A 14,359-nucleotide genomic window follows, 5' to 3' on the forward strand; every position below is an offset into this window, starting at 1 on the left:
GTCCGCCGCACCGGGTCAATTGGCCTGATTGATGGCCTTGCCCTGCATCGCCTCGTACGTTTCGCGCGCGTTCTGGTTGCCGACGCGGTCGGCCTGCTCCCACATTGCGTTGGTGCGGCAACTCACCCGCTTGCGGACAAGCGAGCCGGTGTCCTCGGATTTGACGCAACGGATGTAGTCGGGATCGGTCTTAATGCGCGAGGCGTTGTGCGCGCGCACTTGTGACTGGCTCATCTTGCGCGGGTCCAGTTCAAGCGCGGTAATGGCCGTGCCGCTTGCAGAAGTACTGGCGGCGGCATTGGCCGCCAGGGCGATAATGAATGTGGTAATCATGCTGGCGGAACTCCGTCCGGAAAAGTGATGCCACGCTAACCCGCCCAAGCTGCCGCGACAACACCCTGAAATGAAACAGGGTTCCGGGAAATGAAACAGGGTTCCTGCCGCCGGCTATTTCAGCGCCGTGTCATTCGCCGCAAAGTACGAGGCGACCGCCTCGCGCTCGCGCTCGCCCAGGTGCGGGTTCCACACATCGAGGATCAGCACCGCCCGACGGCGGTTGCTGCGGTTCCAAGCCTCGTGCTCGATCGTATCGTCAAAGGCAAAAGCCTTGTTCTCGACCCACTCGCGCGTTTCCCCCCCGACGCGGAAACCGCAGGCTTCGGGCACTTCTAGGGCGAGGTGGATGATCGCGCGGGTATTGGTGACGCCGGTATGCGGGGGAATATGGCTGTGCGGCTGGAGGATCGAGAAGAAGGCGTTGGGCGCACGGCCCGGAATGCGCATCAGGGGAAGCCGCTCCAGCAGGCTCGCCGTGTGCGGGCAACGCGCCAGCACGGCCTCGTTGGCCACCCCGTATTCCCACAGGAAGCAGACCGACCAGTCGAGCGAACCGTCCAGCAGGGTCCACTTGTTCTCGGGCGTGCCCGGCTCCATCCGCACATAGGGCCGGATGTCCTCGCCGGGTGCGGCGAGCAGCGCGCTCATTTCCGCCGCGATGAACGGGGCGTGCGCCTCCAGATCCTCGAACCAGGGGAAATGCTTGCGATCGAAGTATTCGTCGGGCGGCAGGAAGGGATAGTGCAGTCCGGCGCATTCGTTATGGTAGATGCGCCGGCGACCAAGCGCGGTATCGACGAAGGCGCCAATGCGCCGGCGTTCGCCTTCGTCCTCGCTCGCGCGCATCGCCTCGAGTGCACTTTGCGTCTGGCCTTCCAGCCGCACGCGCAGTTCGCTGCAATAGCGCTCGCCATCGTCCAGCTCGGCGGCCAGCGCCGGGGAGATCCGCGGCAATTGCGCGGCCAGCTGGCGCACACCGTTCCATCCGGCCAGCGCAGCGGTTTCCTCGCCCAGGCGTTGCAGCAACTGCGCCATGCGCAATTGCGCAATGAAATCCACCCGGTTGATCGACAGCGCGTGGTTCAGCGCATCGCGTTCACCGGCGGCATCGCCCCGCAGGCGATAGGCGTGCGCCAGGTTGATCCACAGCGGGGCAGCGTCAGGATCGGCTTCGGTCGCCTCTCGAAAGGCCGCGATCGCGCTCACGCCATCGTGCGCCTGCAAGGCCTGGATGCCGCGCGCATTGGCGGCCTGTGCACGCGCGAGATGCCCGGGAGGGGCAGCGCCCGCTTCACCGGCAAAATTTTGTGATGCGACCATGGAACCCGATTTACATTGCGGCGTTCTTGGCGACAAGCATCCTTGCGTCCGCCCGAAATGCCGGTCGGTAAAATGAGTGGGTATTCCTTGAGCTTCGACATCGTCAATGCCGAATGGATCGCGCATCGCCATGTCGAGCAGGCCGATGCGATCCGGTTCATCCCGGTGCCGCGCGCCGCACACGAAACCATTCCCTTCCTCACCGACGATTGCCTCGGCCCGCGCGGCCCCGCTGTCGATGTTGCAGTGACCACCTGCCTCGCGGCGGCAGAAAAACGTCCGTTGAACATCGTGTTCCATTCCGCCTTCTGCGCATCGACGCTGCTCACGCGCGCGTTGTCGCGGCCGGGGACGGCCATGGGCCTGTCCGAACCGGTGCTGCTCAACGACGTGGTCGGCCTGCGCCAGCGCGGCGCGCGCGGAGCGGAAGTGGCGCGGATCGCCGATACCGCGCTGCGCCTGCTGGCACGTCCGTTCGGACCCGGCGAAGCGGTGGTGGTCAAGCCATCGAACCTCATCAATCCGCTGGCCGAATTGTTCATGGCCCTGCAGCCGCAGGCGCGGGCGGTGTTCCTTTATGCCCCGCTCGAAACCTTCCTGATTTCCGTGGCGCGCAAGGGCCTGCCGTGCCGCCTGTGGGTGCGCGAACTGATGGCCAAGTTCCTGCCCGAAGGACTGCTCGCTCCTCTGGGGATCGAGCCGGAGGACGTCTTTCGCCAGACCGACCTGCAAGTGGCCGCCGCCGGATGGCTCGCGCAGCACCGGCTGTTCCTCGGCCTGGCGCAGAAGCTGGGACCGGATCGTCTGATCCTGCTCGATGCCGATGCGCTGACGGGAAGCCCCGCGCCGACGCTGGCCCGCGTTGCCCGCCATTTCCGGCTCGATTTCCCGGCCGGGGCCATCGAAGAGATCGCGGGTGGCCCCGCCTTTACCCGCCACTCGAAGTCCGGCAGCGCGTTCACGCCGGAGGACCGCAGGATCGCCTACGCTGCGGCGCGCGGCGCCCATGGCGAAGAGATCGACATGGTGATGGATTGGGCCGGCAAGGTTGCGGCAGGCGCGGGAATTGCGCTCGATCCCGCTCCCGCACAGACTTACGCGTAACCGAAGCGCTCTACCCAGGGTCGGAGGATCGGCAGGACCGGAGCGAGGAAATCGGCATGGCGCTCCCACTGGCGCGTGCCATCGAACAGGCCCTGGCGGACCTGCCGTGCGCTCGCCGTCGCCACGCCTCGCTGCCGCGCCGTGCGGTCGAAACGACGCAGATCCTCGCTCCATGGCATATCGATGAATTCGCAGATCGCGCGCGTGGTCGCGTCGAAATCCTGCACCAGGCGGTGATAGTGCACTTCCAGCACATTCAGCGGCAATGCCCCGCGGGCAGCCTCGATCAGCTGCATCGTCGCATCGTAATGCCGCGCCGCGCCTTCCAGCGTGGTGAAATCCATCGCGGCGTTGGTGAGTGCAAAATTGGTGCGGAAGCAGCTCCACACCACATCGCGCGGATCGCGGCGAACCAGAAGCACGCGGGCTTCGGGAAAGAGACGCGCGATGAGGGGCAGGCGTATGCCTTTCAGCGGGTCCATATCGACGAAGCACTGACCATCCACCGCCAGCCCCGCGCCGCGCACGTGCTCCCAATAGGCCGCGCGGAAAGCCGCAAGGTCGGCTTCGGGCGCTGAATCCAGCCGCGCCAGTCCGCCTTCGGCAAGGAAGGCCTGGTCCGCATCGCGCAGCGTGGGGCGTTCTTCCAGCGCAGCACAGCCCGGCAGCGAGGCGAGCACGTTTTCAAGCAGCGTGTTGCCGCTGCGCGGATAGCCCAGCACGAAGACATGGCGCGAGGCCGGGCCGCGCGCCGCCGCCGGATCGGGAGCAGGCCAGCGCGCGGGATGAAGGTCCGGGATCTGCGCGGCGATCTGCGCGACGAAACGTGCGTGCGACGGCCGGCCCACGAAGGTGCGCGCGTGGACTGCGGCAAAATCCTGCTTCGAGCGCACATAGGCGGTTTCGGCGGCGGCATGGTCGCCCAGCCGGTCACAGGCATCGCCAAGGATGGCGAGCAGGTGCGAGCGTTCGCCGGACGGGCCGCCAAGGGTGCCCACCACCGCTTCGGCGAGTTCACGGGCGCGCGCCGCATCGCCGGCTTCGAGTTCGACGGAGGCGAGCGCAGCCGTCGCCACTGCGTCCTGCGGGTTGGCCGCCAATGCGGCGGGAGCATGACGGCGCACGCCATCAGCATCGCCGTCGCGCGCGGCGATCGAGGCGAGGCCGGCGTGCGCGGGGCCGTGGCCGGGCTGTAGCTCCACGACGCGTCGATAGCAGCGCGCCGCCTCGTCCATGACGCCGCCGGCCGCCATCACGCAGGCGCGCTCGAACCAGCCGTCGGCATAGTCTGGCGCTGCTGCCAGCGCGGCATCGCAGTGGAGCGCCGCCTCGCGCAATTGGCCGGCATCGCGCAGCAAGCCGGCAAGGCCGACCAGCGCCTCGGGATCGCGCGGGGCAATCGCCAGCGCTTCGCGGAAATGGCGTGCGGCGCCGGCGGGATCGCCGTTCACCGCGTGGAACCAGCCCAATGTGTTGCAGTGGATCGCTTCGCGGCGACCGGCGGCAAGGGCAGCCCGGGCCTCGGCAGCGGCTTGGGCGAGGTCGATCGTCATGCCGCAGTCCTTCCCCGTGACGCAGCCCGCGTCAAGCGGACACGAAAAAGGGGGCAGGCATTGCTGCCCGCCCCCGATTTCCTGTGCTTGCGAAGTTCGATCAGAACTTCACGCGCGCACCCACCGCGAAACGGCGGCCCAGCGCGTCGTAGGTCGACGGATAGGTGTTGCCGCTGTTGTAGGTGGTCGAACCGATCGTGTTGCCAACGATCGGCGGCTTCTTGTTGAACAGGTTCTGCACGGTGACCGTGAAGGTGATCTGGTCGACGTTGAAGCGCGTGGTCAGATCGAAGATGTCGTAGCCATCGATCTTGCCGAAGTTCACGTTCTGGCCGCTGAGAACGCCGTTGCCGGCTGGCACGGTGCCCTCGAACGCCGGACCCGAAGCGACCACGTCGGCCGGTTCCTGCTTCACGCCGGAAATGTGGCGCCACAGGAACGAGATATCGGCCTGGCCGATGCCGAACGTGTTGCGCACCGACCACTGGTACTTCGGCTGGATCGACCCGGTGAACGAGCAGTTCGCCGAGTAGTAGCCGACGCACTCGCGGTTGATGCTGGTCGGGGTGGCCTGGTACTTCGAATGGGCGGTGTAGTTGCCGGTCGCGTTCAGCGCCCACTTCACCGCGCCAAAGTCGTGCGAGTAGTTCAGAACCACGTCGACGCCCGAAGTGAACAGCGTGCCAAGGTTGCCGAGCGGCGAGAAGAGGCCGCCGACCACCGCCGGGTCGCCGTCAAGACCGCCGGTCGCCGGATCGCGGCGGATGACGGTGCAAGCCGTGTTCGTGGCGCTCGATGCCGACAGGCCGTCGAAGCAAGCGCTGATGAGATCGCCCGGCAGGGGCGAGCCGATCACGTCGGTGACCTTGATGTTGTAGTAGTCAACCGAGAACGAGAAGCCCGGGACAGCCGACGGCTGAACCACCGCACCGACGGTCCAGGTGTTCGCCTTTTCCGGCTTCAGGTTGAGGTTGCCGCCCGAAGTGACGTTGGCCTGCGAACCGGTCGGATCAAGGATCTGGCCGATCGAGGAAGCCGGGGCGCCCTGTGCAAGGCAGACCGCGCGCAGGTTGGCATTGGTCACCGGAGCCGCGCCCGCGCAGGGATCGGAGGCGAGGTTGGTCAGGCCGGTGGTCAGCGGCGTGAACAGTTCCGCGATGTTGGGCGCGCGAACGGCGTGGGCGTAGTTGCCGCGGATCTTGAGGTCCGCAACCGGTTCCCAGCTGCCGCCGAACTTGTAGGTCCAGGCCTCGTTCGAGCCGCCGCCGCGCACGCTGTACTTCGAGTAGCGCGCACCGCCTTCGGCGGTCAGGCTCTTGAAGAACGGCTTGTCGTTGACGAGCGGAACGATGAGTTCGCCGTAGCCTTCCCACACGTCGTAGGCACCGTCGATGTCCGGAGCCGCGCCGCCGGCGCCGCCGAGTTCACCCGGCGTCTTCGACAGCGTGTCCGAGATCTGCTTGGCGCCATACTTGCGGTATTCGCTGCCGAGCGCGAAGCCGACCGGCTCGCTCGCGCTGGGAACCGACCAGCCGAAGTCGCCCGAAAGCAGGCCACGGACCTGCAGGAGCGAGGTCTTGTTGCTGGTGGTCGACGGCGAGAGCAGGTAGGCCGCCTGCGCCGGGGTGATCGAACCGCCCGCGCCGAACACGTTCAGCGGAACGCAGCCCGCGTTGCCGCTGAGGCAGGTGCTGGTGTTGGTGGCGAGCAGCGCATCGCGCACGCGCGAGGTCAGGACGTAGCCCGTGATGGTCTGGGTCTTGTCCGATTCGCCGTAGCTGCCGCGCAGGTCCCAATCGACCGTGCTGGTCAGCTTTCCGCGGAAGCCCAGCGAGTAGTCGAAGACGTTCGAGGCGTATTCCGAGTTGCGCGTGCCGGTTTCGGTCATGCGGCGACGCAGCACGGTGCTGAAGGTGCGATAGTTGGGATCGGTCGGATCCGTCGCGACGCGGGCGGCATCGCACTCGGCGATGCTGAGGCCGTTGGCCGAGCAGAACTGACCAGCAGCGCCCGCCGGAAGGTAGGGGTTGCTGTAGGGGATGACGACCGACGAAGCGAACACGCCCGAAGGAGCGATGATCGTCGAGACGGTGTTCTTCGAGAACATGCCGCGCGTGTAGACTTCAACCGCGTCGGACAGCTGGTAGTTGGCCTGCGCGAAGATGTTGAAGCGGCGGAACGGCGTCTGGAAGATGTTGTAGGGGTTGAAGTTGAAGGGCGTGAAGCCCGATTCAAGCAGGCCGGTCGTCGGGTTGATGACCTTGTTGCCGCCGTTGATCGAGAAGCGCGAGGGCACCGCCGTGCCCGAGCCGCCGGCCGAACCCGAGTAGCTGTCGAGCTGGTAGTACGAGAAGTCGCGCGCGCCCTGGTAGACCGGGTTCGAGTTCTGGTAGCCGAGGCTCAGCACCGCGTTGCCGCGGCCGTCGTCGAAGTTGACGCCGGTGGTCACGTCAGCGCGGAAGTAGTTGCCGTCGCCCTTTTCGGTGATCTGGTCGGAAACCGACAGATCGACGCCCGAGAAGTCCTTCTTGGTGATGAAGTTGACGACGCCGGTGATGGCGTCCGCACCATAGGTGGTCACGGCCGCGCCGGTCAGCGCGTCAACGCGGCTGATCAGGGCGAGCGGGATGTTGTTGAGGTCGACGCGGCCCTGAAGGTCGGCCGGGACGATGCGCTGGCCATCGATCAGGACGATGTTGCGGTTCGAACCGAGGCCGCGAAGGTCGACGTACGAGGAGCCGCCGTTGCCGTTGTTGACGGCCGAGCCGATGTTCGAGACGACGCCGGGCACTTCGCGCAGCACGTCTTCAGCGGTGTTCGACTGCTTCAGCTCGATCTGGTCCGCCGTGGTCACGTTGACCGGGGTCGCCTGAACGAGGTTGGGGTTGCGGATCAGCGAGCCGGTGACGACGATGGTATTCGCATCGGTGGTCTCGGCAGCGGCCTGGTCCTGCGCCGCCGTATCCTGCGCAGCGGCAGGCATGGCGATCAGTGCCAGCGCAACCGCGACCGGCGCAGCGCCGGTCTTCAGAGCGGTGATGGTGTTGTTCTTCACGTGTCCAGTCCCTTCAATGGGCAGCGGGGACGAAACCCGCCGCCGAAGTCCATTCCCGGCCCCCCGTCTGGCCGTCCAACGACCGGACACACCAAAGCGGATCCACGGACCCCGGGAAATGATGGAGCTTTCTGTGAGATTTACGGGGCGACTTGGAAGCGCGAAGTCGCGGACGACATCAAAACGCAATATGATTGTGGCCAAGGTGCAACACAGGACCTGTACCAAAGGGCAGAATCCCTGATTACCGGGACATTTACCGTTGCCCAAAAATTGCGCCCGGTACCAAATGTTCCTAAAGAAATTACAATTGCAAGCAGCGAAGGAACAAGAAAGGTGCGCCGTTCGCGCTGGCAGCCCTCATTTGGGCAGGAACAGCAGCGGGTCCAGTCGGCGCCCCTGCCAGGTCACGCTCCAATGGAGATGCGGCCCCGTGGCGCGGCCCGACATGCCGATCCGCCCCAGCACCTGACCTTGGCGGACGGTATCGCCCTCCTTTACCGCCAGGCTCGACGCGTGAAGGAACGCGCTGTTGAGACCCATGCCGTGGTCCAGGATCAACAGGTGCCCCTCCAGCGTGAACGGCGCGTCCGCCGCCAGCACCACGGTGCCATCGGCCGGCGCGACAAAGGGCGTGCCGGCACCGCCGGCAATGTCCATGCCCGAATGGTACGCGCCCGGCTCACCGCGATAGATCCGCTGCGCGCCGAACAGACCGGATAGCCGCCCCGGCGCCGGCCGCAGGAAATCCTGCCGCCAGCCCTGGGCCATGCTATCCCGTGCGCGCGCCGCCGCGATACGCGCCACTTCACCGGCGCGCCGCTGCGCGAACTCGGCATCGGGCAGGCCACCGGGCCGCTTGGGCGTGTCGATCCGCTCGATACGCCAGGCGCGCGGGGCAATGGCCAGCGCAGTTTCGATGCGGCGACCATCGGCAAGCACGGCGACAAGCTTCGCGGCCGGCGGCGCATCGCGGTCGAAAGCCACGAAGAAGCCACCGTCGGGCGCAAGCGGGACCGGCTTGTCGTCCAGCATGAGCGCGCTGGTGCCGGCAGGCGCCTGCCCGCGCAGCCAGCCGCCCTGTTCGGAGGGGCCGGACACGGCCAGTGCCAGCGGGGCCACATCGGCCCGGACCGGCGCCATCGTCACGGTGAAGGCCAGCCCCAGCACCGCAGCGGCCGCGCGCAGACGCATCAGCGTTCGAGCAGCCGCTTCGTCGCGATTTCGGGCGTGGCGTAGGCTTCCTGGCGCACCGAGCACCAATAGCGCAGCATATCGAGCGGGATTTGCTCGCCGCTGATCGCACAAACGACATGATCACCAGCGGACAGCTGGCGGAAAGTGCCGGGAAGATAGTGAAGCCGCGCGAGGCGGCCGGCAGGAGACATCAGCATGGGCACCAATCTAGGTGCTTCATGCGCTCAAAGCAATTTCGGCTGATCATCGCCGCGCGCTGCCGGTCGCGGTTTCGGTGCGGCACGCGGCGGGAATGGGGCGGAAGGCGCAGGCGTTGCCCCCTCTGGCCCCGCAGCAACAACGTCCAGCGCCCCATCGGCGAACTTGAGCGTCAGTGCGCCGCGCTCCGCCGCCGTGCGGCGATCCTTGACCACCGCGCCTTCGCGGTCTGTCACCAGAACATAGCCGCGCAGCAACGGTGCCTCCGGGTCCAGCGAGCGGCGCAGACGGTCCAGCGCGTCGACACGCAGACGCAGCGCCCCGATCCGCTGCAGCACCGCATCGGGGCGCAGGCGCTGCCCGGCGAGACGGTCGCGCTCGCGGTTGAGGCGCGCGGCGAGCAGGGCAGGCCGCAGCGCACCCGCCGAGCGGCCCAGCGCGCCGCGGGCGATCTCGGTGCGGTGGAGCAGGCCGCGCCGCAGCCGCTCGCCCAGATCGTCAAGCCGCTGCGCCTGCGCCTGGAGCAGCGCTTGCGGCTGCGGAAGGCGTCCGCCGCGCTGGTCCAGCCGTTCGCGCGCATGGGCGAGCAGGCGCACCATGCCACGCTGCTTGCGTGCGTGGAAATCGCTGAGCACAGCAGCCAGTTCGCCCAGCACCGGCACCGCGATTTCGGCCGCGGCGGTGGGGGTGGGCGCACGCAAGTCGGCGGCAAAATCGGCCAGGGTGGTGTCGGTCTCGTGACCCACCGCGCTGATCACAGGGATGGTCGATCCGGCGATGGCGCGGACCACGTCCTCTTCGTTGAAGCACCACAGGTCCTCGATCGAGCCGCCGCCGCGCGCCACGATGACAAGGTCCGGGCGCGGCACCGGGCCGCCCGGTTCGATGGCAGAGAAGCCGCGCACCGCCGCCGCGATCTGCGCCGCCGCGCCCTGCCCCTGCACCAGCACCGGCCAGACGACGACGTGGCTGGGAAAGCGGTCGCGCAGGCGGTGCAGGATGTCGCGGATCACCGCCCCGGTGGGCGAAGTGACGACGCCGATGGTGCGCGGCAGATAGGGCAGCGCGCGCTTGCGGCGCGGATCGAACAGGCCTTCCGCTTCCAGCCGCGCCTTGGTCTTGGCCAGCAGCGCCAGCAGCGCGCCCTCGCCGGCGATCTCCATGCGGTCGATCACGATCTGGTAGTTCGAGCGGCCGGGATAAGTCGTCAGCTTGCCGGTGGCGACCACTTCCACGCCGTCTTCCGGCAGGAACGACAGGCGCTGCGCGTTGCCGCGCCACATCACGCCGTCCAGCCGCGCGCCCTCATCCTTGAGGCACAGGTAGAGGTGCCCGGACGCCGCGCGCTTCACGCCCGAAAGCTCGCCGCGCACACGCACGAAGCCGAACCGATCCTCCACCGTGCGCTTCAGCAGCGCGGAAATCTCGGAGATCGACAACGCGGGGGCGTTGTCGCCCGCCTGTTCCCTCGCTAACAGCCCGCCAGCGTCTTGGTCGTCGTTGGGCGAAGAAGGGAATGCCATGAATATCCTGCTGATCGGGTCGGGCGGCCGTGAACATGCGCTCGCGTGGAAACTGGCCCAATCGCCGCTTCTCGGCAACCTCTATGCGGCGCCGGGCAATCCGGGCGTGGCCGACCATGCCGAACTGGTCGCACTCGATCTGGCCGATCACGCCGCCGTCGTCACCTTCTGCGAGGCGAAGCGCATCGGGCTGATCGTGATCGGGCCGGAAGCGCCGCTGGTCGATGGACTGGCCGATTCGCTGCGCGGCGCCGGCTTCTCGGTGTTCGGCCCCAGCCGCGCGGCAGCGCAGCTGGAAGGATCGAAGGGCTTCACCAAGGATCTGTGCGCGCGCGCCAACATCCCGACCGCCGGCTATGTCCGCGCGAAGTCCGAAGCCGAGGCGCGCGAAGCGCTGGCCCGGTTCGGCGCGCCGGTGGTGATCAAGGCCGACGGGCTTGCCGCGGGCAAGGGCGTGGTCGTGGCGATGACCATGGACGAGGCCGAGGAAGCCGTGACCGACATGTTCGGCGGCCAGTTCGGCAGCGCCGGCGCCGAAGTGGTGGTCGAGGAATTCCTCACCGGCGAGGAAGCCAGCTTCTTCGCGCTGACCGACGGCGCGACGATCGTGCCCTTCGCCTCGGCGCAGGATCACAAGCGCGTGGGCGACGGCGATACCGGCCCCAACACCGGCGGCATGGGCGCCTACAGCCCGGCGCGCGTGCTGACGCCCGAACTGGAAGCGGAAACCATCGCGAAGATCGTCGCCCCTACGGTCAAGACCATGGCGGACGAGGGCACGCCTTATTCCGGCGTGCTTTATGCGGGGCTGATGCTCACCGCCGAAGGGCCGAAGCTGATCGAATACAATTGCCGGTTCGGCGATCCGGAATGCCAGGTGCTGATGATGCGGCTGGAAAGCGATCTGGTCGAACTGCTGCTGGCCTGTGCCGACAGCCGCCTGTCATCGATCGAGCCGCCGCGCTTCTCGGCCGATCCGGCCCTGACCGTGGTGATGGCGGCGGAAGGCTATCCCGCCACGCCGAAAAAGGGCGGCCGGATCGACCGCATCCCCGCCGCCGAGGCGACCGGGGCCAAGGTGTTCCATGCCGGCACCACGCTGGGCATGGACGGCACGCTCAGCGCCAGCGGCGGCCGCGTGCTCAACGTGACCGCACGCGGCAAGACCGTCCGCGCGGCCCGCGACGCAGCCTATGCCGCGGTGGACACCATCGAGTTTCCCGAAGGCTTCTGCCGCCGCGACATCGGCCAGAAGGAAATCGACCGCGAAACGGCGCGCGGCGAAGACTGAGCCAGGGAATTGGCCGGTGCGCGGCGCGCACCGGCTTTCCGGCCCTCAGCGGCCCGCGACAAGCTCCGCGAGATCGGCTTCGGGCCGCGCGCCATAGTGCGAGATGATTTCCGCCGCGCACACCGCGCCCAGCTTGAGGCATTCGGCCAGTGGGCGTCCGCGCACGTGGCCAAACAGGAAGCCGGCGGCGAACAGGTCACCCGCGCCGGTGGTGTCGACCACCTTTTCGATCGGCTCCGCCGGCACATGGGCGTGCTCGCCCGCCGCGACCGCGTGTGCGCCGTTCTCGCTGCGCGTCACGACCAGCGTGGGCACCTTGTCCGCCAATGCGGCGATGCCATCGTGGAAATCGTCCTTGCCGGTCAGCGCAGCGAGTTCGTGCTCGTTGGCGAACAGGATGTCGATTTGCCCTGCTTCGATCAGCGCGCGGAAATCGTCGCCATGGCGCGAAATGACGAACGCGTCGGACAGCGTGAATGCCACCTTGCGGCCGGCCGCACGGGCAGCGGCAATCGCCTTGCGCATCGCCCGGCGCGGCTCCTCGGGATCCCACAGGTAGCCTTCGAGATAGAGCACGGCAGCACTGGCGATCACCGTCTCGTCGAGCGCGGCGGCCGGCAGGAACTGCGATGCGCCCAGGAACGTGTTCATCGTGCGCTGGCCGTCCGGGGTCACGAAGATCAGGCACTGCGCCGTCGGCGGCTCCTCGCCCCGCGCGGGGGTGGCGAAATCGATGCCGCCCGAGCGGATGTCATGCGCGAAGACCTGGCCGAACTGGTCGTCCGCCACCTGCCCGATGAAAGCGCACTTCGCGCCGAGCGCAGCCAGCCCCGCCAGCGTGTTCGCCGCGGATCCGCCCGAAATCTCACGCGCAGGCCCCATCGCGTCATAGAGCGCGCGCGCGCGGTCCGCATCGACCAGCGTCATGCCGCCCTTGGCCAGCCCGAGCCGCTCGATATCGGCATCCTCGGCGGGTGCCATCACGTCGACGATGGCGTTTCCGATGGCGATAACGTCAAGAGTCGGAACGTCGAGAATCGGCTCGCTCATGCGTGCACTCCGCTTGCAGGTCTTGAGGGGAAGGTCGTTGGCCAGCGAGGTAGCCATGTCCTCACTGCACCGCAAGGTCGCTGCGGCGCGCCGGAGCAGCGTTGACAGCACAGGCGGGAGCGACGATCCGATGGCGCATGATGCTACGCCTCGCTCTGCTGCTTCCCCTCACCTGCGCCCTTGCGGCCTGTGGCGGCGCCACGGGCACGACCACAGGCGCCACCGGCAAGTCGGCCACGATCCGCAGCACCGGGCGGCCGCCGACGCGGCCCGCGGTCCGCACGCCCCCGCCGCGCCCGACCGCGCAGTTCCAGACCGCGCCCGGCCTTGAAGGCGTGATCGGTGCGGATGCGGACCAGCTCACCCGCCTGTTCGGCGCGCCCCGGCTGGACGTGCGCGAAGAGGATGCGCGCAAGCTGCAATGGTCCGGCACGGCGTGTGTGCTCGACGCCTATCTCTATCCAACGGAACAGGGCAGCCGGCCTGTGGCGACCTACGTGGATGCCCGGCGCGGGGACGGGCGCGACGTTGACCGTGCCGCCTGCGTCGCCGCGCTGAAAAGACCCTGATCCGCCAAGGCGAGAGTCAGGACAGCGACCACCAGCGGCGGCGCCGTTCCGGCACGCCGTCGCCATCGACATCGGTCGTGACATAAGTCGTCGCCGGGCGCGTGCCGGCCGTTGTGACGCCTGCAACCTGACCTTCCGCGCGCGCCGCGCGCAGTTCCGCCTCGCGCGCGCGCTCCTCCGCTTCCCGCGTGGCCACTTCACCGCGGCGACGCAGGCGCATCGAGTCGTAGCTCCAGCGCATCTGGCTATGCGCGAACAGGCACAGGAAGCCGCCAGCGATGGCGACGTTCTTCAGCGCCATCGTCGCCTGCATCGGATCAGTGAAATCGCGGTGGAAGAACAGGACGGTGACAAGGCTGAACCCGGCGAACAGGATCGAGAACAACCGGGTCATGAAGCCCAGCGCGATGGCCAGCCCGCCGATCAGTTCGAACAGCGCGGTCGGAAGCGCCAGGCCGGAAGGAAGGCCGGCCCCGGTAATCAGCGTTTCGGTGCCAGCCAGATCGAACAGCTTGTTGATGCCGGATACAACGAAGATCACGGCAAGCAGAATGCGCCCCACAAGCGCTGCGATGGTGTTCACGGGCTTCTCTCCCCACGAAAGGCCCGCCGGATCGGCGCGCCTTTGCGGGATCAATCGCCCGGCGTGGCGCAAGTTCCGCCAGCTGGTGCGGGAATCACCGTCCAGGGCAGGAAAGCCGGCACACCCTCCGCCGACACATCCGCGAGCGTGTGCCTGTCGAGCACGGCGAGGAACGCCTCCAGCGCCTCGGCCAGAACGCCGCTCAACCCGCAGTTGTCGCGCAGGGCGCAGCGCGCGCAATCCGCCAGCTTCATGCCGCGCTCCAGCGCGCGCACGACTTCGCCCACGGTGATCGCCGCCGCCGGACGCGCCAGCGAAACGCCGCCACCCCGGCCGCGCTGGCTGGCCACGAATCCCTCATGCACCAGCGCCTGCGCTACCTTGGCGACATGGTTGTAGGACAGGCCCTGCTCCGCCGCGAAGCGTGGCAGCGAAATCGAAGCGCCGTCCGCACGCGCCAGCACCAGCAGCAGGCGGAGGCCGAAATCGGTGTGCTGGGTAAGCTGCATGATGATTCTTCCTGTCCGATTCCCGCTTGCGAAAATCAAGTAAAACCAATACCGGTATTTTCTATACCACA

General features: G+C 67.6%; 13 protein-coding genes. 3 read left to right on the forward strand and 10 right to left on the reverse strand.

What is annotated here, in order from left to right:
- Window positions 1-15: 15 nt before the first annotated feature.
- Together OLX02_RS05205 and OLX02_RS05210 are read right to left on the reverse strand one after the other, a co-directional pair.
- A complete protein-coding gene (locus tag OLX02_RS05205; protein ID WP_264420825.1) occupies window positions 16-333 on the reverse strand; it encodes a hypothetical protein in 318 nt (105 codons plus the stop codon).
- 114 nt (window positions 334-447) lie between these two features.
- Window positions 448-1,542, reverse strand: a complete 1,095-nt coding sequence (locus tag OLX02_RS05210) for an aspartyl/asparaginyl beta-hydroxylase domain-containing protein (RefSeq protein WP_264420827.1) — start codon at window positions 1,540-1,542, stop codon at window positions 448-450.
- 201 nt (window positions 1,543-1,743) lie between these two features.
- On the opposite strand from OLX02_RS05210, the gene OLX02_RS05215 reads away from it, so the two are divergent.
- Window positions 1,744-2,760: a hypothetical protein gene (locus OLX02_RS05215; RefSeq protein ID WP_264420829.1), complete on the forward strand. Its 1,017-nt coding sequence runs from the start codon at window positions 1,744-1,746 to the stop codon at window positions 2,758-2,760.
- Here OLX02_RS05215 and OLX02_RS05220 read toward each other — a convergent pair.
- The 5 genes from OLX02_RS05220 to xseA form a co-directional block, all read right to left on the reverse strand.
- Window positions 2,751-4,313, reverse strand: coding sequence for a tetratricopeptide repeat-containing sulfotransferase family protein (locus tag OLX02_RS05220; protein WP_264420830.1), 1,563 nt, complete (start codon window positions 4,311-4,313; stop codon window positions 2,751-2,753). The genes OLX02_RS05215 and OLX02_RS05220 overlap by 10 nt on opposite strands.
- 100 nt (window positions 4,314-4,413) lie before the next feature.
- The gene (locus OLX02_RS05225) at window positions 4,414-7,296 is read right to left on the reverse strand and encodes a TonB-dependent receptor domain-containing protein (protein WP_264421190.1); all 2,883 of its coding nucleotides are present in this window, start codon (window positions 7,294-7,296) and stop codon (window positions 4,414-4,416) included.
- Window positions 7,297-7,728: 432 nt separating this feature from the next.
- A complete protein-coding gene (locus OLX02_RS05230; protein ID WP_413630071.1) occupies window positions 7,729-8,562 on the reverse strand; it encodes a M23 family metallopeptidase in 834 nt (277 codons plus the stop codon).
- Window positions 8,562-8,762: a DUF2093 domain-containing protein gene (locus tag OLX02_RS05235; protein WP_264420832.1), complete on the reverse strand. Its 201-nt coding sequence runs from the start codon at window positions 8,760-8,762 to the stop codon at window positions 8,562-8,564. Before OLX02_RS05235 ends, OLX02_RS05230 begins: the two co-directional genes overlap by 1 nt.
- A gap of 27 nt (window positions 8,763-8,789) precedes the next feature.
- Window positions 8,790-10,286 carry an exodeoxyribonuclease VII large subunit gene (xseA, locus tag OLX02_RS05240; RefSeq protein ID WP_264420834.1) on the reverse strand — a complete coding sequence of 499 codons (1,497 nt, stop codon included), beginning with the start codon at window positions 10,284-10,286 and terminating at the stop codon, window positions 8,790-8,792.
- Between xseA and purD the strand changes: the two genes are divergently transcribed.
- Complete coding sequence (purD, locus tag OLX02_RS05245) at window positions 10,285-11,577, forward strand: phosphoribosylamine--glycine ligase (protein ID WP_264420837.1); 1,293 nt, start codon at window positions 10,285-10,287, stop codon at window positions 11,575-11,577. The genes xseA and purD overlap by 2 nt on opposite strands.
- A gap of 45 nt (window positions 11,578-11,622) precedes the next feature.
- On the opposite strand, the gene OLX02_RS05250 is transcribed toward purD, so the two are convergent.
- Window positions 11,623-12,627 carry an adenosine kinase gene (locus tag OLX02_RS05250; protein ID WP_264420838.1) on the reverse strand — a complete coding sequence of 335 codons (1,005 nt, stop codon included), beginning with the start codon at window positions 12,625-12,627 and terminating at the stop codon, window positions 11,623-11,625.
- Between the two features lie 140 nt (window positions 12,628-12,767).
- Here OLX02_RS05250 and OLX02_RS05255 point away from each other — a divergent pair, with 140 nt between their 5' ends.
- Window positions 12,768-13,196 carry a hypothetical protein gene (locus OLX02_RS05255; protein ID WP_413630086.1) on the forward strand — a complete coding sequence of 143 codons (429 nt, stop codon included), beginning with the start codon at window positions 12,768-12,770 and terminating at the stop codon, window positions 13,194-13,196.
- Between the two features lie 16 nt (window positions 13,197-13,212).
- On the opposite strand, the gene OLX02_RS05260 is transcribed toward OLX02_RS05255, so the two are convergent.
- Window positions 13,213-13,779: a DoxX family protein gene (locus OLX02_RS05260; RefSeq protein ID WP_264420841.1), complete on the reverse strand. Its 567-nt coding sequence runs from the start codon at window positions 13,777-13,779 to the stop codon at window positions 13,213-13,215.
- A gap of 50 nt (window positions 13,780-13,829) precedes the next feature.
- On the reverse strand, window positions 13,830-14,288 hold the full coding sequence (locus OLX02_RS05265; protein ID WP_264420843.1) for an RrF2 family transcriptional regulator: 459 nt from the start codon (window positions 14,286-14,288) through the stop codon (window positions 13,830-13,832).
- Between the last annotated feature and the right edge of the window lie 71 nt (window positions 14,289-14,359).

The organism is Novosphingobium sp. KCTC 2891 (assembly GCF_025938155.1).
Lineage (GTDB): Bacteria > Pseudomonadota > Alphaproteobacteria > Sphingomonadales > Sphingomonadaceae > Novosphingobium.